18 protein-coding genes are annotated in these 23411 nt (G+C 37.1%); 14 read left to right on the plus strand and 4 right to left on the minus strand.

Annotated features, from left to right (window positions below):
- Positions 1-482 precede the first annotated feature (482 nt).
- Complete coding sequence (locus EZ456_RS12855) at positions 483-707, minus strand: cold shock domain-containing protein (RefSeq protein ID WP_131530736.1); 225 nt, start codon at positions 705-707, stop codon at positions 483-485.
- A 411-nt stretch (positions 708-1118) separates the two neighbouring features.
- Here EZ456_RS12855 and EZ456_RS12860 point away from each other — a divergent pair, with 411 nt between their 5' ends.
- From EZ456_RS12860 to EZ456_RS12870, 3 genes are all read left to right on the plus strand, one after another.
- Positions 1119-3827 carry a PQQ-dependent sugar dehydrogenase gene (locus EZ456_RS12860; RefSeq protein WP_131530738.1) on the plus strand — a complete coding sequence of 903 codons (2709 nt, stop codon included), beginning with the start codon at positions 1119-1121 and terminating at the stop codon, positions 3825-3827.
- Between the two features lie 339 nt (positions 3828-4166).
- Entirely contained in the window at positions 4167-4802 is a 636-nt protein-coding gene (locus tag EZ456_RS12865) for an HAD family hydrolase (protein ID WP_131530740.1), read from the plus strand.
- A gap of 8 nt (positions 4803-4810) precedes the next feature.
- Positions 4811-5131 (plus strand): DUF962 domain-containing protein, encoded by a 321-nt coding sequence (locus EZ456_RS12870; protein WP_131530742.1) that lies wholly within the window; start codon positions 4811-4813, stop codon positions 5129-5131.
- 260 nt (positions 5132-5391) lie between these two features.
- Here EZ456_RS12870 and EZ456_RS12875 read toward each other — a convergent pair whose 3' ends face one another.
- Positions 5392-6576, minus strand: coding sequence for a proline dehydrogenase family protein (locus tag EZ456_RS12875; RefSeq protein ID WP_131530744.1), 1185 nt, complete (start codon positions 6574-6576; stop codon positions 5392-5394).
- Positions 6577-6669: 93 nt separating this feature from the next.
- On the opposite strand from EZ456_RS12875, the gene EZ456_RS12880 reads away from it, so the two are divergent.
- The 9 genes from EZ456_RS12880 to EZ456_RS12920 all read left to right on the plus strand — a co-directional run bounded on the left by EZ456_RS12880 (position 6670) and on the right by EZ456_RS12920 (position 16522).
- On the plus strand, positions 6670-6876 hold the full coding sequence (locus EZ456_RS12880) for an RNA-binding S4 domain-containing protein (RefSeq protein WP_131530746.1): 207 nt from the start codon (positions 6670-6672) through the stop codon (positions 6874-6876).
- Positions 6876-7934 (plus strand): 3-dehydroquinate synthase, encoded by a 1059-nt coding sequence (aroB, locus tag EZ456_RS12885; protein WP_131530748.1) that lies wholly within the window; start codon positions 6876-6878, stop codon positions 7932-7934. The genes EZ456_RS12880 and aroB overlap by 1 nt, the downstream gene beginning before the upstream one ends.
- 1 nt (position 7935) lies before the next feature.
- On the plus strand, positions 7936-8898 hold the full coding sequence (locus EZ456_RS12890) for a sterol desaturase family protein (RefSeq protein ID WP_131530750.1): 963 nt from the start codon (positions 7936-7938) through the stop codon (positions 8896-8898).
- Positions 8899-10163: 1265 nt separating this feature from the next.
- Positions 10164-10997 (plus strand): prephenate dehydratase, encoded by an 834-nt coding sequence (locus EZ456_RS12895; RefSeq protein WP_131530752.1) that lies wholly within the window; start codon positions 10164-10166, stop codon positions 10995-10997.
- A 130-nt stretch (positions 10998-11127) separates the two neighbouring features.
- Positions 11128-12267: a chorismate mutase gene (locus tag EZ456_RS12900; RefSeq protein WP_131530754.1), complete on the plus strand. Its 1140-nt coding sequence runs from the start codon at positions 11128-11130 to the stop codon at positions 12265-12267.
- A 166-nt stretch (positions 12268-12433) separates the two neighbouring features.
- Positions 12434-13702: a 3-phosphoshikimate 1-carboxyvinyltransferase gene (aroA, locus tag EZ456_RS12905; RefSeq protein ID WP_131530756.1), complete on the plus strand. Its 1269-nt coding sequence runs from the start codon at positions 12434-12436 to the stop codon at positions 13700-13702.
- 221 nt (positions 13703-13923) lie between these two features.
- Positions 13924-15021 carry a chorismate synthase gene (gene aroC / locus EZ456_RS12910; protein ID WP_131530758.1) on the plus strand — a complete coding sequence of 366 codons (1098 nt, stop codon included), beginning with the start codon at positions 13924-13926 and terminating at the stop codon, positions 15019-15021.
- Between the two features lie 9 nt (positions 15022-15030).
- On the plus strand, positions 15031-15639 hold the full coding sequence (locus EZ456_RS12915; RefSeq protein ID WP_131530760.1) for a DUF1684 domain-containing protein: 609 nt from the start codon (positions 15031-15033) through the stop codon (positions 15637-15639).
- A gap of 127 nt (positions 15640-15766) precedes the next feature.
- Positions 15767-16522: a LytR/AlgR family response regulator transcription factor gene (locus EZ456_RS12920; RefSeq protein ID WP_131530762.1), complete on the plus strand. Its 756-nt coding sequence runs from the start codon at positions 15767-15769 to the stop codon at positions 16520-16522.
- A gap of 2 nt (positions 16523-16524) precedes the next feature.
- Here EZ456_RS12920 and EZ456_RS12925 read toward each other — a convergent pair whose 3' ends face one another.
- Complete coding sequence (locus tag EZ456_RS12925; protein WP_165501316.1) at positions 16525-18780, minus strand: ATP-binding protein; 2256 nt, start codon at positions 18778-18780, stop codon at positions 16525-16527.
- A gap of 330 nt (positions 18781-19110) precedes the next feature.
- Positions 19111-21534 carry an alpha-ketoacid dehydrogenase subunit alpha/beta gene (locus EZ456_RS12930; protein WP_131530766.1) on the minus strand — a complete coding sequence of 808 codons (2424 nt, stop codon included), beginning with the start codon at positions 21532-21534 and terminating at the stop codon, positions 19111-19113.
- A 170-nt stretch (positions 21535-21704) separates the two neighbouring features.
- On the opposite strand from EZ456_RS12930, the gene EZ456_RS12935 reads away from it, so the two are divergent.
- Positions 21705-22097: a DUF1573 domain-containing protein gene (locus EZ456_RS12935; RefSeq protein WP_131530768.1), complete on the plus strand. Its 393-nt coding sequence runs from the start codon at positions 21705-21707 to the stop codon at positions 22095-22097.
- Between the two features lie 62 nt (positions 22098-22159).
- On the plus strand, positions 22160-23359 hold the full coding sequence (locus tag EZ456_RS12940) for a pyridoxal phosphate-dependent aminotransferase (RefSeq protein ID WP_131530769.1): 1200 nt from the start codon (positions 22160-22162) through the stop codon (positions 23357-23359).
- Positions 23360-23411 lie beyond the last annotated feature (52 nt).

Genomic DNA, 23411 nt, shown 5'->3' on the forward strand with positions numbered 1-23411 from the left:
CTGAAAAAAGTATTTGAAAATTGAACTAACCCTTTTTTCCGCTAAAAATCACAAAGAAAACACTAAAACCACCTAAAAGGAAAACTATTCCAAGAATCAAATTTACTTTATCGCCCATTTCGTAATTTACAGATTAAAATCAGAATGACAATAGGCTGACAAAAAATAATTCAAAAAACAACTTAAAGTTGTGCGATTTTTAAATGCAATTGCTTTTTACGCAGATTCCGATGAGTCCGGTTGGAGATGATATGAGCTGATAATTGACCCGATCGCCAATTTTAAATCCTTCGAACTTAAGGACTAAAACCCGCTTTTTAAGCTGATCATGCGCTAAGAAACAGAGAGGTTTGTGGTTATGAAATGTGACAATGGTTCCCGTTGCCATACGTATTAAATCAATTATTTATAATAACTGATTTTAAATAGCCTAAACGGAACGCGCTGAATAGGGATTAAGCAAAATTTTAAAATCGAAATCTTTATATTAAAGTTTTGGGCCTAACCTTAAGTTTAACTATACCCATTATGTTTTTAGCCACTACTCCTCTTTTAGTAATAGCAGTATCAAATTCAACCGAACTCCCAACATACAAACCCTTCGCTTTGCAATCTACTATATCAAAATAAATGCTTTCTAAAACCAAATACTGCGAGATTAAACCGAAACCTCTTTCTTTATTGTAAGCTGTTATTACTCCAGTCATAGCATCATTTTTAGTGTGTCTATATATAAAGCTAACATTATCAACACCATACCAATTCAACAGTAGAGATTCTAAAATAAAAAATAGATAACCATACTAAATTTGTTGACGAATGGATTTTGATTAAAAACATTTTTATAAATCATTTTTGATTTTAGGCACTAGCGAACCAAATCTTTAATAAAATTAAAAACTGCTCTGCAATTGCTTTCTCTTGTTTAAGTTACATTAATATTTACATATTATGAAAAGATTAACTTGAGATGGTAATTCAATCAATCTATAATTCTATAACTCATTCATTTTATAAATAACAAATTCTATTTATACATTATTCGCATAAATTTTGATACAATACCTCAGGCTATAAAACTATATCCTATATTTATTAAAAATTCCTCAACCAAATAAATGAAAACAACTTTTACGCTACTGTTATCTGCCATTGCATTTGTATTTATATCGGCAACAACACTAAACAAAAACATTTACGAAAGCAAGGCTTTCGAATTTTCCCCAAAACATAAAATAGACACACCAGATCAAGACCGTTTTGTAAAAGTTACCCTTGCACAAGGAGAATTCACAGAGCCTACTGAAATGACCATCCTCCCTAACCTGGATATTTTGGTAGCGCAGCGCAGAGGTGAAGTGTTGATTTATAAAAATCAGACCAAAAAAATTAAAGAAGCTGGCAAACTTGATGTTTATTTTAAAACCAACACCCCTGATGTGAATGCAGAAGAAGGATTATTGGGCATGGCCGCAGATCCAAAATTTGCAGTTAATAAATATATCTACCTTTTCTACAGTCCGTTTGATAAATCGGTAAATCGATTATCCAGGTTTAAGCTCATAAACGATCAGATTGTAAAAGAATCAGAAAAGATCATTTTAGAATTCTATTCTCAACGCGAAATCTGCTGCCATACCGGAGGATCTATTGCTTTTGGATCAGACAACCTTCTTTATGTTTCTACTGGCGACAACTCCACTCCTTTTGATGTACCCAAACAACAATATGTAAATAAAGGCTATGCCCCGCTTGATAACAGAAAGGGTTTAGAACAATACGATGCCAGAAGATCGGCAGGTAATACCAACGATTTAAGAGGCAAAATTTTAAGGATAAAAGTAAATGAGGATGGAACTTATAGCATACCTGATGGCAACCTTTTTGCTAAAAACGATCCAAAAGCCAGACCAGAAATTTATGTAATGGGAAATAGAAACCCTTATCGCATTTCGGTAGATCAAAAAACCAATTTCTTATACTGGGGAGAAGTTGGCCCCGATGCATCCAATGATGACGATTTAAGAGGCCCTCGAGGTTATGATGAAGTAAACCAGGCACGAAAAGCTGGTAATTACGGCTGGCCATTGTTTATCGGGAACAACTACCCTTATAAAGCATACGACTATACCAATGGAACAAATGGGAATGCATTTGATCCTGAATCTCCTATCAATAACTCGCCAAACAATACGGGTTTGGAAAAACTTCCACCCGCGCAATCGGCATATATCTGGTATCCTTATGGCGAATCAAAGGAATTTCCACAGGTTGGTGCAGGTGGCCGTACAGCAATGGCCGGGCCAGTATATTATGCTACAGCAAACTCACCTTACCCAGCTTATTACAACGGAAAGCTGATTATTTATGAATGGGTACGTGGATGGGTTAAAGCGGTTACAATGAATGCACAGGGTGATTACCTAAGCATGGAGCCTTTTATGTCTAAAGTTTCTTTAGCAGCACCAATTGATATGGAGTTGGGTCCCGATGGAAAGTTATATATCCTCGAGTACGGCAAAGGCTGGTTTACCAAAAATCCTGATGCTGCAATTACCAGGATCGATTACCTGAAAGGAAACAGACCACCAACAGTTGAAAGCCTGAACATTATAAAAACAAGCGGTTTACTTCCTTACAAGATGACTGCAACTGTTACAGCTAAAGATCCTGATGGAGATGCTTTAACTTATATTTGGAACCTTGGAAAAGGAATGACCAAAACAACCACAACACCAACCCTACAGCATACCTTTACTAAGGTAGGCGAATATCCGGTAAGTGTTACCGTAATGGATAAAAGTAAAGCTTCAGCAAAGAGCCAGGTGATATCGGTTTTTGCAGGTAACGAGTACCCTAATGTGAGTATAGATTTAGCTGGTAACAAAAGTTTTTATTTCCCGAATAAACCAGTTGATTACAAGGTTTTAGTGAGCGATAAGGGTGCAAAAGTGAATAGCAGCCGCATTTATATTTCCAATACCTATACCGAAGGAACCGATTTAGCAGGCGCACAATTGGGCCACCAACAAGCTGCACAAACGCTTGTGGGTAAAACGCTAATGCTAAAATCTGATTGTAGCACTTGCCACAAAGAGGCTGCAGTTTCCATCGGTCCTGCGTTTAATAAAATTGCAGCTAAATATAAAAACGACAGCAAAGCGGTTGATTACCTGGCTTCAAAAGTGATTGAAGGTAGTCATGGCGTATGGGGAGAAGTACCAATGCCTGCACATACCGCAATGAAAGAGGCTGAAGTGAAAAAAATTACAGCGTGGATTATGACTTTAGGCAACAAGGAAGCCGTTAAAGCATCACTTCCAACTTCTGGCAAAATTGTTCCACCAGCAGCCACCGATAAGAAGAAATCTGTATTGACGCTAAAAGCAACCTATACCGATGCAGGTGCAGCAGGTTTAAAACCTTTAACCACAACTAATCTCATCAATCTTAAAAGCAGTATAATTGATGCTGACGACATTAAAGATTTTGGTGGTTTTCAGCGAAAAGATGTTTTTGGCGGAGAAAAACTTGTATTAACTAAGGATAATGGTTGGTTAGCCATCAAAAACATCGACTTATCTGGCATTTCGGGCTTTGATCTTTCATTCTTAAACCTTGATCAAGGTACCGATGGAGAGATCGAAATCAGGTTGGATGACATTAAAGGCATTATGATTGGCAAATCTACCTTCAGGAAAAGTATTCCAATTAATATGCTTTCGGATGGAAAATTCCATTCTATCTATTTTGTGTTCAAAGCGCTAAAAACGAATGACAAAAAGAATAGACCAATTATCCAATCGGTAACAGTAGAGCCGAAATAGGTTTATAAATAAAATCATTTTGATGTTGCGTCATTGCCGCGAAGGCGAAAATACAATATCATTGAGTTAGCACATCTGTTGTCAGTCTGAGCTTGTCGAAGACCATTTAATTGAGAAAACAAAAAAACATTTGTCCTTCGACAGTCTCAGGATGACAATGTTTTTTTGTTTTCTCCTTAACTTAATTACATTGGGCGGGAATGGCACACCTTCAAAAGATCACTCAATAATTAAAACTTATCAAATTAGGTTGTATTGCTATTTATTGTAAAAAAACGTGATTTAATACACTTCATTAAATCAGCAATAATATCTTTGCAGCAAATCCTAATGATTTCCATGCAGAACATTAAAAACATTATTTTCGATTACGGCAACGTAATATTTGATATCGATTTCAGAATTGCTCAGGCATCTTTTCAAAAACTGGGCATTACGGATATTGAAAATTTCTTCGCCCACAAAGCGCACAATCAACTATTTGATGATTTTGAAACTGGTGCAATTTCTCCAGCCGAATTTAGGGCAGGAATTAGAAATGCCGCAGGGAAACCCGAATTAACCGACCAGCAGATTGATGATGCATGGAACAGCTTATTAATTGGAACCATACAGGAAAACCACGATTTATTGCTTAGGGTAAAAGAAAAATACCGTACTTTTTTATTGAGCAATAACAACGAAATCCACTACGATTGGATTATCAATTACTTGAAAACAACCTTCAAAATTAATGATTACGATGCTTATTTTGAGAAAGCTTATTTCTCTCAGCACATGAAACTGCGTAAACCCAACACCAATATTTTCGAACAGGTATTAAAAGACAACAATTTAAACCCATCCGAAACCTTATTTATTGACGATAGTCCACAACATATAGAAGGTGCTAAAAAAGTAGGTTTAAATACCTTATTAATGACAGAAAAACCGGCTCAACTGGAATCCTTTTTAAAAGCAAACGGAATTTTGTAAATTAGTGTATGTCAGAAAAAAAGTTCAAATCGCTTAAAGAGTTCTACCCTTTCTACTTATCAGAACACAGCAATACCACATCGCGCATTTTACATTTTATCGGTACAGGACTGGTTTGCCTTGCTTTTTTTACAGGCTTTCTTTTTCACAATTGGCATTTCTTTTTAGCCATACCCGTATTGGGATACGGCTTTGCATGGGTGGGTCACTTTTTCTTCGAAAAAAACAAACCGGCTACTTTTCAATATCCAGGTTATAGCTTAGTTAGCGATTTTATTTTGTTCTACGACCTGCTTAGCGGTAAACAATCTTTTGTAGTGAAGAAATAGTTACCAGTGGGCGAATTTTCAATTCGCAGGCATCTATAACACCTCAATATCCTCTGTTCGTCACCCTGAATTTATTTCAGGGTCTTTTACAGAATGATAGATACTGAAACAAGTTCAGTATGACGAAACTAAAAGAAAAATCGTCATCTCGACTGGAATGCAGTGAAATGGAGAGATCTATCTAATTAGATTTCTCGACTGCGTTGCACTCCGCTCGAAATGACGACCTTATTAACTGAAAAAACCAACTGTTAACTGAATTACAGTTTCCTTCTTTTTAATTCTCTTTCAATCAAACCCAGCTCACGGCCTGTTTGTCCGGCCACTGAAGTATTTTCTTGTGCTCTTCTGAACAAATAAGGCATTACCGCTTTAATCGGTCCATAAGGAACATATTTTGCTACGTTATAATTCGAATCGGCAAGGTTAAAGCTTAAGTTATCACTCATCCCTAACAACTGGGCAAAATATACATGGGGATGATTGTGCGTAATATTCTTTTCCTCTAAAAGGTAAGTCAATAAACGGCTGCTATCTTCATTGTGCGTTCCGGCAACAATGGCAATTTCTTCAATATGATCAACACTATAACGCAAAGACTCGTTATAATCGCGGTCTGATGCTGCTTTATCTGGCTGAATTGGCGAAGGATAACCCATTTCTGCTGCACGTTTACGTTCTTTTTCCATATAGGCACCACGAACCATTTTCACACCCAAAATAAAACCATCAGCTTTGGCAATTAAATGGTCGGCCTTCATATCGGCTAATTTATCATGACGGTACATTTGATAGGTATTGTAAACAATAATACGTTCACGGTTAAATTTACGCATCATATCCAATGCCAGTTCGTCAATGGTATTCTGTATCCAGGTTTCCTCTGCATCGATCATAATTGGTACGCCTTTATCGAAAGCAGTTTTACAGATCATTTCGCAACGCAGTTTTACTTTTTCGTATTCTGCCTTTTCTGTATCATTTAAGGTTTCTTTAGCATCCAGCTTCTGTAATAAGGCAAAACGACCAATTCCGGTAATTTTGAAAACCGTAATCGGAATTTTAGTATCACCATCAGCGCGAACAATCGTACGGATAATCTCTGCACAGGTTTCATCAAAAACCTGCTCCTCTTCTTCGCCTTCAACCGAATAATCTAAAATGGTACCCACTCCGCCTTTATCCAATTGTTCAATGGCTTTATCACATTCGGCAATGGTTTCGCCACCACAAAATTGTTGAAAGATAGTTGCCTTTATAGCGCCTTGAATGGGTAAACCAATATTTAAAAAGAAATTGGTAATGGCAGGACCAACTTTGGTAAGGAAATTACTGCCAATCATTTTAAAAAGCCAATATGCTTTTTTTAGTTCGTTGTTGGTTTTTTGACGGAAAGCAATTTCCGTATTGTCGAAATTTGGTTGTTTGTTGGGGGATAAATCCATTTTTATCTATTAATAAGTCAGATTGGTGCAAAATTATAAAAAGCATTGATTGTTAAAACTAAAAACCTCTAAATAATCGTATTTTTGCACAAAATGATACAATTCAAATTAGAAGGCGAATTTATTCCATTAATCCAGCTGTTAAAAGCAACCGGATTAGTTGGCAGTGGCGGTGATGCCCAAACCGTTGTTGAGGATGGTTTAGTAAAAACTAACGGCGAGGTCGAGTTCCGCAAACGCTATAAGGTTAGGGTTGGCGATATTATCACTTTTGGCGAAAATAAAATAGAAATTATTTAATGGAACCACTAACCAGCGCAGGCCACAGCCTATATTTCGAAAGTAGTTTAGCAGCACTAAAAACACTTTTAGAAAGCAACAAATACAGTAAAGTTTTTGTACTTGCTGATGAGCATACGAGCGAAATCTGCTTACCGCTTTTTCAGTCCCTTTTAGATGATTTTTCTGAATTTGACCTGATCGAAACTTCGGCAGGAGAAGAAAACAAGAATATCGATTTTTGTATCGGAATTTGGAAAACGCTTTTGGATTTTGAGGCAGACCGCAAAAGTTTAATGATTAATTTAGGCGGTGGTGTAATTACCGATATGGGTGGATTTATTGCCTCTACTTATAAAAGAGGAATCGATTTTATTAACGTACCTACTACCCTTTTATCCCAGGTTGATGCTTCAGTAGGTGGTAAAACAGGAATCGATATCGATAATGTAAAAAACATGGTGGGTACCTTTACCTTACCACAAATGGTTTTTATCGAAACTGCATTCTTAAAAACATTGCCACAACGTGAGCTTTTATCGGGCTTTGCCGAAATGATTAAACATGGTTTGATTTATGATAAGCCTTATTACGAAAAATTAAAAGAAAGCAACTACTTAACCCCTTCTGCTCAAGATATTTACCGCTCAGTAGAAATTAAAAATGAAGTGGTAACCATCGATCCGCATGAGAAAAATCTGCGTAAGATTTTAAACTTCGGCCATACCATTGGGCATGCTGTAGAGGGTTATTCTTTGACGAATGACGAAAATCCGTTAACCCACGGTGAAGCGATTGCCATCGGTTTCGTTTGTGAGGCTGCATTATCAATCAAAAACAGTACGTTAACCAAAGCGGAACTGAACGATATTAGTGAATATATTTTATCGTTATATCCTAAATACCACATCAAAAAAGAAAGTTTCGATACGCTTTTACAATTGATGCAGAGCGATAAAAAGAATGAAGATGGAAATATTCTTTTCTCGCTTTTAGAAACAACAGGCAAATGCACGTTTAACTGCCGTGTAAGCACAGCCGATATTTTAAGCAGTTTAGACTATTATAACAGTTTGTAAAATGAAGTTTACTGGAAGTGATATTTCTGTTATCGGGCTATTTAGTTTCGTAATCGTTTTAACCCTGGTTGAGATGTATTTCAGCTATATGCACGACAGAAAATTATATACCAAACGCGATACCTGGACCAATATCTACCTGATGACGGCTGCTATTGTGATCAATTTAGCAACAAAAACAGGCACTTTTTTTCTACTGCAATATTGCTATCAATTCCGTTTGTTCCAAATTCCTAATATTTGGCTTTATTGGTTTGTTTTGATTTTAGCGCAGGATTTTCTGTATTGGTTTTTGCATACAGTTGGTCATTATGTACGCTTTTTCTGGGCAATGCACGTTACACATCATTCATCAGAACATTTTAACTTAACCACTGGTTTCCGTTCAACCGTTTTCGAACCATTGTACCGTGTTTTCTTTTATTTGCCCTTAGCATTTATGGGTTTTACAGCGGTTGATATTCTTTTTGCTTACCTGGTGACCCAAATTTATGGTAACCTGGTTCACACGCAATACAACATTAAACTTCCAAAATGGTATGAATATGTTTTTGTAACACCATCGCATCACCGCGTACACCATGCCAGCAATGTACGTTACTTAGACAAAAACATGGGTATGGTTTTAATACTTTGGGATAGGTGGTTCGGCACTTTCCAAGAGGAGTTACCAGAAGATGTGATTAAATATGGTTTAACTACTCAGCCAGAAGATACTGGTGCGGTTAACATTATTTTTCATGAGTTTATTGCCTTGAGCGCTGATGTTAAAAAAGCGCCTACTTTTATAGATAAAGTGAAATACATTTTCAATCCCCCGGGATGGAGCCATGATGGAAGCACCAAAATTGCTAAAATTATGCAACAGGAATTACGTGAAGAGGAACGAAACAGGTACGAAACTTTGCAACAGAATAAAGTAAAAGGACTCAATGACCGGGGAGAGTTAAGTTCTACTGGATAAAAATATTAATCTAATGGTCTGTGTCTCCACAGACCTTTTTTTGTGAACATTTTTTTTAGCCACAATAGCCTGCGAGGAATCGTCATTGCTGTAAAGGCTTTTTCAGCCGACAGCCTGCCCTGTTTTTCGGGGAAGCAATCTTACAGCGATCGCTAGTAGCGCGCGCTTTAAGATTCCCGCCTGCGCCTATCGTGTGGACACATCTTTTGAGTGTTGGGTTTTTGGGCATTATGCTAGCCTACTTTAATAATACACAGGTTTTACCGAAGAACGTCCGTCAATCCCAAGTGGCAGGAAATCAAAAAAACGGGTAAAAAAAAGAACAAGTTGTACTGCCAAACCTAAAACACAGTGGTTTTGTAAAAATAGCCCTCAAACTTTCATTTTGTAGAAACGAACAAAACAAAGTGCCGCTGTTTTTTTGATGAGCCTGGGCTGCGTGAGGCCACATTGCTGGATTGACAAAGCATTTATTCATGGTTATTTATTGTTTTATAGGCATGAATGAGCTCCGCTAAAGCTCCGGTTTTGCATACTTTTGATGCCTCAAAAGTTTGATGCCCCGCGGCAAAGAGCGAAAAAAAACAATCAACATATGTGCCTAAACTAGCGTTTTTAAGGGTTTAAGTATCATTTAATAGCAGGAAAGATGCTGATCCCGAAGATTCGGGACAGCATGACGACCGCTACAGAGATGAGTCCACACGATAGGCCTGCGCGGGAATGACGATCATTCTATTGGAGTCTATCAATGGTAGCGCAGCGAAGAATCGATGACTGTGGCGAACAGGTATTTCATCGTCTGCATGTACTTCGTTACGCTTCTATGATAGTACTCAATTAGTACAATCGTCATTCCCGCGCAGGCGGGAATCTTAATACTTTTGCATTAAGATTCCCAATCAAGTTGGGAATGACGATCTCGCGCGACTGATCATCTCTAATCAATATTTCTAACCCTAACCATATATAAATCCGTTTTTCAACCGTTTTAAGAAACAAAAAGGCCTATTAAGAAACTAGTCCATTTTAAACAAAATTAAATTTTATTAAAAATATTTTCAATTTCCTATTGACAAATAAAATTTTGTTATTACATTTGGCTCAACAAAAAGAAGAAATGCAAATTACAAACACATATTACTTTGGTTACTTTTACTATTTTAGTAAGAGCCGGGGCTAATATGCAAAAAGATATATAACAATATTAAAATGTATAAGAAAGTCCCGGCAAACAGCCGGGACTTTTTTGTTTTAACGCAAAAATGGAAACGACAAAACGAGTAGCAATTCAGGGTATTAAAGCATCTTTCCACGAGGAGGCCGCATACAAATTCTTTGGTAAAGACATTGAAACTGTTGAGTGTAATTCTTTTAAAGAAACCTGCGACAAGCTAGAGAAAAACGATGCCGATTTCGTAGTAATGGCTATCGAAAACTCTATCGCTGGCAGTTTATTACCAAACTATACACTGATCAGAGATTTTGGTTTTTCGGTTGTGGGCGAGGTTTACTTACCTATCCAATTGCACTTGATGGCGCTACCAGGCGTAAAGTTTGAAGATATTAAAGTGGTTACTTCACATCCTATCGCCATCCGCCAGTGTATCGATTTCTTTTATGATTATCCACACATTAAAATCGTGGAGAGCAACGATACTGCTGCCTGTGCAAAACGCATTCAGGAGGAGAAATTAACCGATACCATGGCCATTGCAAATAGTTTAGCTGCAGAACTTTACAGTTTAAACATTTTAGAACGCCGTGTAGAATCGAACAAAAAAAATTACACCCGTTTTCTAATCCTTAAAAAGGATAAAACAGACGAAGGAAAGAAAATAAATAAAGCATCAATCTGTTTTCAGGTTGGACACAAAGCAGGCTCATTGGCAACTGTGTTAAATATTTTCGCCGAACAGGATGTAAGCTTAACAAAAATACAATCTATGCCGGTTTTAGGTAAAAGAAACGAGTATTACTTTTACGTCGACTTAGAGTGGCCAAGTACCGAAAAATATGATAAGGCGATTAGAAAAGCATTAAAATATACATCGAACTTCAACATACTAGGAGAATACCAGAAGAACGATAAAGTATAAAAAGTCGGGAGTCCTAAGTCGGGAGTCCGAAGACAAATAGTAGAACATTCAAACTTGTAATAATAAAATAATTAAAATATAACTTCAGACTTCCGACTAGGGACTCTGGACTTTAAACAAACCCATCATCATGAAACTTAATTTAAACATCCAACCATTAAACACCTGGTTAAACGTAAACAACGAGCCTTTAATCATTTCTGGCCCCTGTAGCGCAGAAACTGAAGAACAATTATTAACTACAGCACATTTATTGGCTGCAACTGGTAAAGTATCGGTATTGAGAGCTGGTATCTGGAAGCCACGTACACGTCCGGGAGAATTTGAAGGTATCGGAAGTATCGGTTTAGAATGGTTAAAACGTGCTAAAGCAGAAACAGGTTTACCAACAGCTGTAGAGGTTGCAAATGCAAAACACGTTGAAGAGGCTTTAGCAGCTGGTGTAGATATCCTTTGGATTGGTGCACGTTCTACTGTAAATCCTTTCACTGTTCAGGAAATTGCTGATGCTTTAAAAGGTCATGATGTTCCGGTATTGATCAAAAACCCGGTTAACCCTGATTTACAATTATGGATTGGTGCAATTGAGCGTATTAATGGCGCAGGAATTACTAAAATTGGTGCTATCCACCGTGGTTTCTCTTCTTTCGAGAAAAGTTCTTTCCGTAACGAACCAATGTGGGAGCTTGCGATCCAATTAAAAACACTTTGTCCTGAATTACCGATCATCAACGATCCAAGTCATATTTGTGGTAACCGTGAGTTAATCCCTTACATTTCTCAAAAAGCATTAGATTTAGATATGCAAGGTTTAATGATCGAATCTCATGTAGATCCTTCAGTTGCCTGGACAGATGCTAAACAACAAGTTACGCCAGCGGCTTTAGCTGAATTGGTTGATCGTTTAACCGTTCGTGAACCAGAAGCACCAAACGAAGCTTTCGCTGATAAATTAGCTGATCTACGTAAATCAATCGATAAAATTGATGACATCTTATTGCAGAAATTAGGTGAGCGTATGGCTATTGTAGAAAAAATTGGTGAGTTTAAACGCGATAACCAGGTAACTATTTTACAGGTTAACCGTTGGGATGCCATCATTAAAAAGGGTCATGCTTTTGCAAAAGCTTTAAAATTAGACTTAAACTTTACTGAGAAATTCTTAGAATTGGTGCACGGTGAATCAATCCGTAAACAAACTGAAATTATGAATGCTGGCAAAGCTGAACAAGGCATTGCTGCTGAGCAACATACAGAGGTTAAAGCGTAATTGAGGTTAAAGCTGAAAGACTAAAGCTTAAAGCTAAGTTTAACAGTGGTGTCATCCTGAGCCTGTCGAAGGACTTATAATAATTTCGATAACTCAAAAAACAAATATAATGTGGTGTCAGATGTTATCATCTGACACTTACATTTAAGAATAAAAACAGAATAAAATGTCGAAAAACGCCTTAGTTTCTTTTAAAGGAACCAAGAATATTAATACGGAAATCCAATTAACAGGCTCAAAAAGCGAATGCAACAGGGCTTTAATTATTAGCGCTTTAAGCAAAAAACTGGTTAAAGTTGAAAACCTTTCCAATGCTGCCGATACGGTAACCTTAAATGGCATCCTTAATAATCTTGAAGAAGAATTAGAAGTAGAAATCCAGGAATCAAAAACAGTAGATGTTGGCCCAGCAGGAACAGCCATGCGTTTTTTATCGGCCTACCTTTCGGCTAAAAATGGAAATTTCCTGTTAACCGGAACGGAACGGATGAAACAGCGCCCTATTGGTATTTTAGCTGAGGCTTTAAGAACGATTGGCGCAGATATTTCTTATGCAGAAGCTGAAGGTTTCCCGCCATTGAATATTGTTGGCCCTTTAAACCAAAAAACTGCTGAAGTTAAAATTAAAGGCGATATCAGTAGTCAATATATCTCAGCCTTGCTGATGATTGCTCCTATCCTACCACAAGGCCTGGTATTAGAGATTGAAGGTGAATTGACCTCGAAGCCATATGTAGATATGACTTTAGATATGCTTGCAGAAGTTGGTATTGAACATACCTGGAATGGGAATTCGATTTCCATTAAACCACAGGCTTTTAAACATGGTACTTTGGTTGTAGAGCCCGACTGGAGCGCCGCATCATATTGGTATAGCATTGCAGCTTTAGCTGATGAAGCAGAAATTAGTTTACCTGCTTTAAAAGAAAAAAGTTTGCAGGGCGATAGCCAGATCAAAAATATCATGAAGATTTTTGGCATCGCGACCAGCAAAACCGATAATGGAATTGCCATTAGCAACTTAGGCCTTTCTTTAGATACAAAAGAGGTTTTAGACTTAAAAACCTGTCCAGATTTAGCACAAACCATTGTCGTTATTGCAGCCGCTTTGGGCAAAAACATGGCTTTCACAGGTTTAGAAACCTTAAAAATTAAAGAAACAGACCGTATTGCAGCCCTTCAGAACGAATTGGCAAAAATAGGCGTTACTTTAATTGAAGACAATCTGGTTTATACACTAAACACTGATCATCTTCATTTCCCAGATAAAATTACCATTGCAACCTACGAGGACCACCGTATGGCGATGGCTTTTGCACCACTAGCATTATTGATTAACGAAGTTGAAATTGAAGAAATGCAGGTAGTAGAAAAATCTTATCCGTATTATTGGGAAGATTTGAAAAAAGCAGGCTTTGAGGTAAGAGAGATTTGAGACACTAGATCTGAGACATGAGATTTGAGATACTAGACGTGAGGCTCAAGAAATAAAATAACACTAATCTAACCAGATTTGAGTGCAATTTGAGGCCGAAATCTCAAATCTAATATCTCAAATCTAACATCTAAATAATTTAAACTAAAACATCGAAGTTTAGATATGATAACAGGAGTATTTCTCAAATCTCATATCTAGCTTCTCACATCTAAACAAACATGGCAGGCAACTCATTCGGACAACTATTTCGCATCACCACTTTTGGCGAATCTCATGGCGTAGCCATTGGGGTAATTATTGATGGCTGTCCGGCGCAATTGGATATCGATATGGATTTTATCCAGTCAGAACTGGACAAACGCAAACCGGGCCAATCCAAAATTACCACACAAAGAAAAGAAAGTGATACCGTTCAGATTTTATCGGGTGTATTTGAAGGAAAAAGTACAGGCACGCCTATTGCACTTTTAATTCCGAACGAAGATCAACGATCAAAAGATTATGGTCATAACGTTGATGTTTACCGCCCTAGCCATGCCGATTATGTTTATGATGCAAAATATGGCATCCGCGATCACCGTGGCGGAGGTCGTTCCTCTGCGCGCGAAACTGCTGCCCGTGTAGCAGCCGGAGCAATTGCCAAGCTATTTTTAAAGCAACAGGGCATTGAAATTTTTGCACATGTAACTTCAGTAGGAACAATAGAAGCGCCTAATTTAGAAAGTAATGATTTATCAGCTTTATTGCAAATTAGAGAAGAAAATATTGTGCGTTGTGCTGATCCTGCAACTGCACACGAAATGATTGAATTTATTGATTCGGTTCGTAAAGATGGCGATACCGTTGGCGGAAAAATAGGCTGCGTAGTAAAAGGCTGCCCTGCTGGCTTAGGTGAGCCTGTTTTTGATAAATTACATGCCGATTTAGGTAAAGCCATGCTTAGTATTAATGCGGTTCATGGTTTCGAATATGGCTCAGGCTTTGCCGGAAGTGAGTTAAGGGGATCGCAGCACAATGATATCCCTCAGCCAAAAGCTGCCGATTTGAAAGTTTTTAAAACTACAACCAATTATGCCGGTGGTATTTTAGGCGGCATTTCTAATGGAATGGATATTACCTTCAAAGTAGCTTTTAAGCCTGTAGCAACCATTATGCATAACCAACAAACCATAAATGCAGCTGGTGAAGCATCAGAGATTAAAGGGAAAGGCCGACATGATCCTTGTGTGGTACCTAGAGCGGTAGTAATTGTTGAGGCCATGGCAGCACTCGTTTTAGCTGATCAGTTTTTAAGAAACAAAGCAAGTATTATTTAATTTTTGTTAATGAGAATCATCACTTTCTTCTTGTTATTGATCAGCGTGAATACTTTTGCACAAAGTTATGCTGAACAAATCGCAAAACATCGTGAAACCTATAAACAGGATTTCATTAAAGAAGAACGGTCTCCGCTCAAGAAAAAAGACCTGCAAAACCTTCACTTTTATGATGCAGACAGTGCATATAAAATTTTGGCTGATGTAGAAATACTGAAGAATGAAAAAGTTTTCAAAATGCCTGCTTTTAATGGCTCCAGCAGCGATTATTATAAATATGCACGTATAAACTTCGTTCTGAATGACAAAAAAATTCAAATGACTTTATATAGAAGTGTTTCTTTATCAACCAACCCGGTTTATAAAGATCACCTATTTCTCCCCTTTACTGACGAAACTAATAATAAGGAAACTTATGGCGGTGGCAGATACATCGATCTGGATGCAAAAGAAATCGTAGATAATCACATCGAAATCGATTTTAATAAAGCCTATAATCCTTACTGTGCCTATAGTGACGGATACCGTTGCCCTGTGCCGCCAGAAGAAAACGACTTACAATTGGCTATAAAAGCAGGCGAAAAATTATACACTGGTGAAAAGAAACACCAGAAATAAATGTTGATGTTACGTTTATCTATAAAATGATACCTGGATTGTATTATAATCCACATTTTAACGTAAATTACAAACTTTAAGTAAAAATACGTGTTCTCTAAAATAAATTATATAAACCTATTTCTAAATGACGTACAGCTGTTTAATTGTTGATGATAATGAAATTGAAAGAGATGCTATAGAAATGCACCTAAGAAAAATCCCATCATTAAATATTATCGCTGTTTGCAGTAATGGTATAGAAGCTTCTCAAATTTTAGCCACTACTACAGTAGATATCGTTTATTCTGATATCGATATGCCAGAACTTTCTGGCATGGATTTATTAAAGAGCCTTAAAAAACAGCCGCTATTTATCTTCATCACTTCATTTAGTGAGTACGCTGCAGAAAGCTTTAATCTGGATGCCCTGGATTTTATTGTTAAACCAGCAACATTCGAACGCATATTAAAAGCCACCAATAAAGCAATTGAGTATATTGAATTAAGGAAACAAGTAAGTAAACTTCCTGTCGAAAACTTAAATAGCGACGATAAAAAAGACGATGATTATTTCTTTTTTAGGGAAACTAAAGGCATAACCAAGCTGAAATATAATGATGTAATTTATATTGAAAGTATGGGCGATTTTTCAAAGCTATTTACCAGTAGCGATAAGCATGTTATTTTGGTAAGCCTAAAAAATTTAGAAAAACAATTGCCTTCGAGAATTTTTTCAAGAGTACACAAACAGTACATTATTAACATTAACCATATTGTAACCTTAACCAATCATGAGGTTCATTTAAATCATAACTTTCTGGTTCCAATAAGTGCTTCTAACCGGCAAGAATTATTAGAAAAATCAATTGACAAGAAAATTCTGTCGAGATTTTTAAAATAAGTTTATTTCTTCAAAATTATTTTAAAATAACTTCCGCCTGTAGGATTAATATCGGCGCTAATTTTACCATCCATTAGGCTAATAAAGGTTCTACAGAGCAATAAACCTAAACCTGTACCTTTTTCTTTATTGGTACCCAATGTGCTCACACCCGCGCCCAGATAACCTGGCTTATTAAAATGTTCGACCTGTACAGGCGTTAAACCGATGCCCGTATCTGAAATTTTAATTTCCAGCGTATTTCCATTGGGAACAGCACTAACTGTGACGGTACCGCCATTAGGCGTAAATTTAACTGCATTACTGATGATATTGCGAATAACCAGCATGAACATATTCGAATCAGCTTTGCAAAATGTTTTGACTGGCACTAAATTCTGAATAGCTAAGCTCTTTTCATTGGCGTTATCGTGCAAAGAAAGGATAACTTCATTAATCAGATCATAAACGTCTAATGATTCTAAATACGGGTCGAACCCCTGCATCTGGCTGGCCGCCCAATTAAGGAGGTTCTCCATCATTGTGGAGGTATAGGTGAGATTATTTTTTAGTGACGCAGCATATCTGTTTAACTTCTCTTGCTCAATATTACCACCTTCTAACAGCTGCATAAAGGAAATTAATGAATTAACAGGCGTACGCATATCATGACTTACTACACTAAAAATGCGATCTTTAACCTTACTTAACTGCTCTAACTCTCGTTTTTGAGTATTGATAATCTTATTCAGCCTGGTTGTTTTCCGTTGGTTAAAAAATATAACAATGGCAATAATCAGAATAAGTGTAGTGGCTATGGTAAGGAATAATTTTATACGTTCGTCAAATTTAATCTGCTGCACCTGTTTACTAATCTGTTTATCCTTTATTCCGGCGGCTAACTGTGCCTCAAATTTAGCACTAGCAAATTTGCTGTTTTGAGCCAAACGCTGAATATCGAGATCAGCTTTTGCCTTTTGAAAAGTTAACAGATCTAATGCTTTTTCTTTATCACTCAAAACTAATTGTTGCCTTTTTAGCGCAAGTTCTTGTTGTTGTCTTTTTAACTCGCCTTCTGTAAGTTTTTGCTTCAATAAATAGTCGCGTTCTTTAATGCCAAAATCGAGCTGTAGCTGCCTTCTGGTAATTTCCTTTTCCTTTTCCTGATCGAAAATTTTATCTCTAACTGCAATATACTGTCTGTAATAGGCTAATGATTTATTATAGTCTTTTTGTTTTTCATATACGGCACTTAGTCCTAAAGTAGCTAGTTTTTCAATATCCAGCAGTCTGTTTTCTTCTGCAATTTTTAAACTATTATTGAGTAATAGGATTGCATTTTCAAAATCATTTTCTTTTTGGTAAAAGTTTCCCAAAGCATATAAACTTGCGGCATAGGCTTCCTTATCTTCTCCCGATTTATTTAAATCGACCGATTTTTGATACGATTTTAACGCCGCATCCTTTTGTCCTACCGAACTGTACAAATCGGCAAGATCTCGTTTAACGGTAGCTACCAACCCTATATCTCCGATAGCTTCTGATACCCTTAACGATTTATTATAATACGCTAAGGCCAGTTTTATTTTCTGGTTGGGCATTACATTCATCTCCGTTAATTCACGATCTGAAGCCTCGAAATAATTGGTCCCAATCAGCTCATAAACAACTGCTACGCCTCTTGTATTTTCGCCTTCTTTAGCAAAAACTTTTAGTGCCATGTTCATGTAAACCAGTGCCTGACTCTGATTACCCAAACGCTGATAAATAGTAGAAATATTGGTATAACAACTTGCCATATCGGTTTCGTTGCCCATTTTTTCGTAGATCGCTATTGCCTTTTGGTTAACTTCTAATGATTTAACATAATCGGGAATACTGCCATATAAGGCACCTAGATTGAGGTAAGCACCAGCTACCATATCCAAATTGCCTAATGAAGAGAACTCGGCAACTGCATTATGATAGTTTTCTTCTGCCTTTTGATAATTAGACCTACCGTGATACATTAAGCCTCTACGGTAATAAGCCATTGCAGAGAATTTTTTTAAATTTTTCTCATGCGAAAGCTGAATGGTTTTATCCACATATTCTTCTGCTTTATCTACATTTTTCATCCTCATGTATTGGCGGTAAACTTCCGTCAATATTTTGATTTTAGTGGAGTCTGATTTTAAATTCTTTTGATTTAAACTTAAAAGGCTATCCAGTTTTTTCTGCGGCGCACTCACCTGGCTAAAGCTAGCCGCGTATAAAAACGAGAAAAAGAGACACAGCATGCCTTTTTTAAAAAAACACGCTTTACTAACAAACCGAGCATTTACAAGATGGCGCTTCATTTTCTGATCAAACCAATGATTTGTTCCTACTAGAAAATGGGCATGAAAAATCTTGAAAATCACGGCGTTTCATATCCGGGATGAGATAAAACATAAGAAATAACAAAATAGGGTTTGGTTTATAAAAGTAATTAAAATACTAATCAATAGGTAATCAGTATTGTACCTTTCCATCAAAATCCCAATCATTTAAGCATAAACAAAATAAGAAACTGATTGTAAACCCTTTAAATTATTCAGACGGTTAAATCTTATACCTTATCTATCACCTTATTGAAAAAATGGAGGGTATTTAGCTGGATTTGCATCATGCATCATCTGGTAAATGGTTTCAATTACATCATCAACCGATGGTTTACTGAAATAATCACCGTCTGACCCGAATGGTGGACGGTGTGCTTTAGCCGATAATGTTTTCGGCTGACCATCTAAATGAAAATAACCTTTTTGCTCTTCCAGTACCTTTTGCAGGATATATGCAGATGCACCTCCAGGAACATCCTCATCTACTACCAGTAATTTATTGGTTTTGGCAAGCGAGTTTACGCAAACCTGTGTGGTATCGAAAGGCAACAGTGTTTGTGGATCTATAATTTCTACCGAAATGCCCAATAAGCTCAATTCTTCTGCTGCCTCCTGAACAATTTTTAATGACGAACCGTAAGATATTACAGTAATATCAGTTCCTTCTTCTAAAACCTCTGCTTTGCCCAATGGAACCGTAAAATCGCCAACATTAATTGGTAGTTTTTCTTTAAGTCGGTAACCATTTAAACACTCAATTACTACTGCAGGCTCATCAGCCCTAAAAAGGGTGTTGTACATACCGGCAGCTTGGGTCATATTTCTTGGTACGCATAAATGCATCCCTCTTAAAGCGCCTAAAATCATGCTGATTGGTGAACCCGAATGCCATACTCCTTCTAATCGATGACCACGGGTACGTACAATAACAGGTGCTTTTTGAATCCCTTTGGTACGGTATGATAGCGACGCTAAATCGTCGCTAAGTACATTCAGTGCAAAAATTAAATAATCTAGATATTGTATTTCGGCGATCGGTCTTAAACCCCTCATAGCCAAACCGATACCCTGCCCCATAATGGTCATTTCTCTAATTCCAGTATCGGTAATTCTTAACTCGCCATATTTTACCTGTAATCCTGCAAAACCTTGATTTACATCACCAATATTCCCTAAATCTTCTCCGAAAGCAACTAAACGCGGATCGCGGGCAAAGTTTTCGTTAAAACAGGCATTAAGTACCTCCCTACCGTCGACCATTTTAGATTGCTCATCATATGCAGCATTAACCACTGCAATCATATCCGGACCTTCTTTGCCGTTAGTATGCAGTTTAGAATTGTAACGGTCGTAATTAACCTTAGCCTGCTGTTTATACCATGCTAACAGTTCATTGCGTTCTGGAGAGCCAAAACTAGCCGATAAACGTATGGCTTTTCGTGCAGCAGTAAAAACTTCCCGCCGTTGTGCATCGGCAGTTGAAGCCAGATTTGCTGCAATTTTAGCCAGTTCTGGTTGATGTTTAGCTATACCACTAATTAAATCAACCACTTGTTTTTGTTCTGGTTTAATACTATCTAAAAACTCATTCCAAGCTTCTTTTTGTGCATTACGTACAAAAACCTTTGCGTTTTTTTCAATCTCTGCAATTTCCTCTTCGGTTGCTACCGCCGAATCGAGCATCCAGGTACGCATTTTCAGGATACAATCGTGTTCGGTTTCCCAAGATAAACGATCTTTTGATTTGTACCTTTCGTGCGAACCAGAGGTAGAGTGCCCCTGTGGTTGAGTAAGTTCGGTAACGTGAATTAAAACAGGTACATGTTCATCTCTACAAACATTTATTGCTTTTTCATACACCTCACATAAAGCTGGATAATCCCAGCCTTTTACTTTATAAATTTCATATCCTGGTTGATCAGGATCACGCTGAAAACCCTTTAAAACCTCAGAAATATCTTCTTTTGTAGTTTGATATTTTGCCGGAACTGAAATGCCATAGGCATCATCCCAAATAGAAATGGCCATAGGTATTTGTAAAACACCTGCAGCATTAATGGCTTCAAAAAATACCCCTTCAGAAGTTGATGCATTACCAATGGTACCAAAAGCAACTTCATTTCCGTTAACCGAAAAGTGTTTTAGGTAATCGAGCTCTTTATTTTGCCTAAATAATTTAGAAGCATAAGCTAAACCAACCAAACGGGCCATCTGGCCACCTGTTGGAGAAATATCTGATGAGCAGTTTTTAATTTGCGTTAAATCGTTCCAGCTTCCATCTTCATTAATTGATTTTGTTGCAAAATGACAGTTCATTTGTCTTCCGCCCGAAAATGGATCTGCTCCCTCGGTTGGATTGGCATAAAGCTGTGCAAAAAATTCTTTAATGGTAGAAATCCCTGTTGCAAAGGCAAAAGTTTGATCGCGGTAATAGCCCGAGCGCCAATCGCCTTTTTTAAAAGCTTTTGCCATAGCCACCTGGGGTACTTCTTTCCCATCGCCAAAAATCCCAAATTTAGCCTTCCCTGTTAATACTTCTCTACGGCCTAAAACACTGGCCTGCCTACTTTCAAAGGCTATTTTATAGTCGTTTATTACGATAGATTTAAAATCGTTAAAACTTAGTTCAGAAGCATCAATAGTGTTGGTCATCAATTTTTCATTCGGCATAGTAATCAAAGATTGGTTGCGGCAAATATATACAAAATTAAAAGTTTGCCTTTATCCTCCATTGTAAAATTATATATGGATTTGTAAAATATATTTGGAATAGTTTTTGTTTTAATATGAAAACATTAAATTTGTTTTAGAATTTAAAAAATAAATTACAACCACATAACATGAAAAAGATCTTAGTATTATTCGCTTTTGTTTTAGGTTTAGGTATTGCTGTAAATGCGCAAACTAAGCCTGCAGAGTTTAAATTTGAATCGGAAACTCACGATTTCGGTAAAATTGTTTTAAACAAACCAGTAACATACGATTTTAAATACACCAACGTTGGTGAAGAACCTTTAATTATCACCAAAGCTGAAGCAAGCTGTGGATGCACAGTACCTAAATACACTTCTACACCATTGAAAAAAGGTGAAACTGGTGTAATTTCAGTAACGTTTAACGCTGCTGCTGGCCCATCTACTTTTTCGAAAGCCGTAACCATTACTTCAAATGCTAAAACACCAATTAAAGTGCTTTACATTAAAGGTGAAACGGTTGCTGCAACTTCAAAATAATTTTTTAAACGATAATATTTAAAAAGTCCCGATTTTCATCGGGACTTTTTTATTTTTGTGCCATGCCAAAAATTTCACAAAAAGGTGTGCAGATGCCTGCATCGCCAATCAGAAAGTTAACTCCATTTGCAGATCAAGCTAAAAAAGATGGTAAAAAAGTTTTCCATTTAAATATTGGTCAACCAGATATAGAAACACCTGAAGGAATGTTAAACGCCATCAAAAACATTGATTTTAATGTTTGGGCCTATACACCATCAGAAGGTACACTTGCATACCGTTTAAAACTTACCGAATACTACAATAAACTGGGTTACAACATTACACCCGAAAATATATTGGTAACGGTTGGTGGTTCTGAGGCCATCACCATTGCCATGCAAACCTGCGTAAACGAGGGCGACGAAATTATCATCCCAGAACCTTTTTATGCCAATTACAATGGCTTTGCCTGTATGAGCAACGTGGTGGTAAAACCAATCCTTTCTTACATTGAAAATGGTTTTGCATTACCGCCGATTGCCGAATTTGAAAAATTGATTACTGAAAAAACCAAGGCGATCATTATCTGTAACCCCAATAACCCCACTGGTTATTTATATTCAAAAGCAGAATTAGAGGCTTTAAAAACACTTTGTGTTAAATACGATCTATTTTTATTCTCTGATGAAGCTTATCGTGAATTCTGTTACGATGGAAGGGAATTTATTTCACCAATGCATTTAATCGGCTTAGATGAAAATGTGGTTATTATGGATACGGTTTCTAAACGTTACAGCGCTTGTGGTGCACGTTTAGGCTGTTTAATTACCAAAAACAAAGAAGTTATTGCATCAGGATTAAAATTTGCGCAAGCAAGATTAAGCCCGGGCATGGTTGAGCAAATTGCTGGTGCAGCGGCCGTAGATACACCAGATAGTTATTTTGAAAAAGTAAATACTGAATATACTTTGCGCCGTGATACTTTGGTTGGCCGGTTAAATAATATAGAAGGCGTTTTCTGTCCTAATCCGGGCGGTGCATTTTACGTGGTAGCAAAATTCCCGATTGATGATGCTGATAAATTCTGTCAGTGGATTTTAGAAGATTTTAATCACAATAACCAAACGGTAATGATGGCACCTGCAACCGGCTTCTACTCTACCCCAGGTTCTGGTAAAAACGAGGTGCGCATGGCGTACGTATTAAATACCGGCGATTTAAACGCAGCTATGGACTGTTTGGAAGTAGCATTGCAGCAATACCCTGGAAGAACAATATAGTTGACATTTTGCAATTCCTAATTCGCAGTTTTAGATGCCAAATATTAGTTTA

The sequence above is a fragment of the Pedobacter psychrodurus genome (genome assembly GCF_004331735.1).
Classification (GTDB): domain Bacteria; phylum Bacteroidota; class Bacteroidia; order Sphingobacteriales; family Sphingobacteriaceae; genus Pedobacter; species Pedobacter psychrodurus.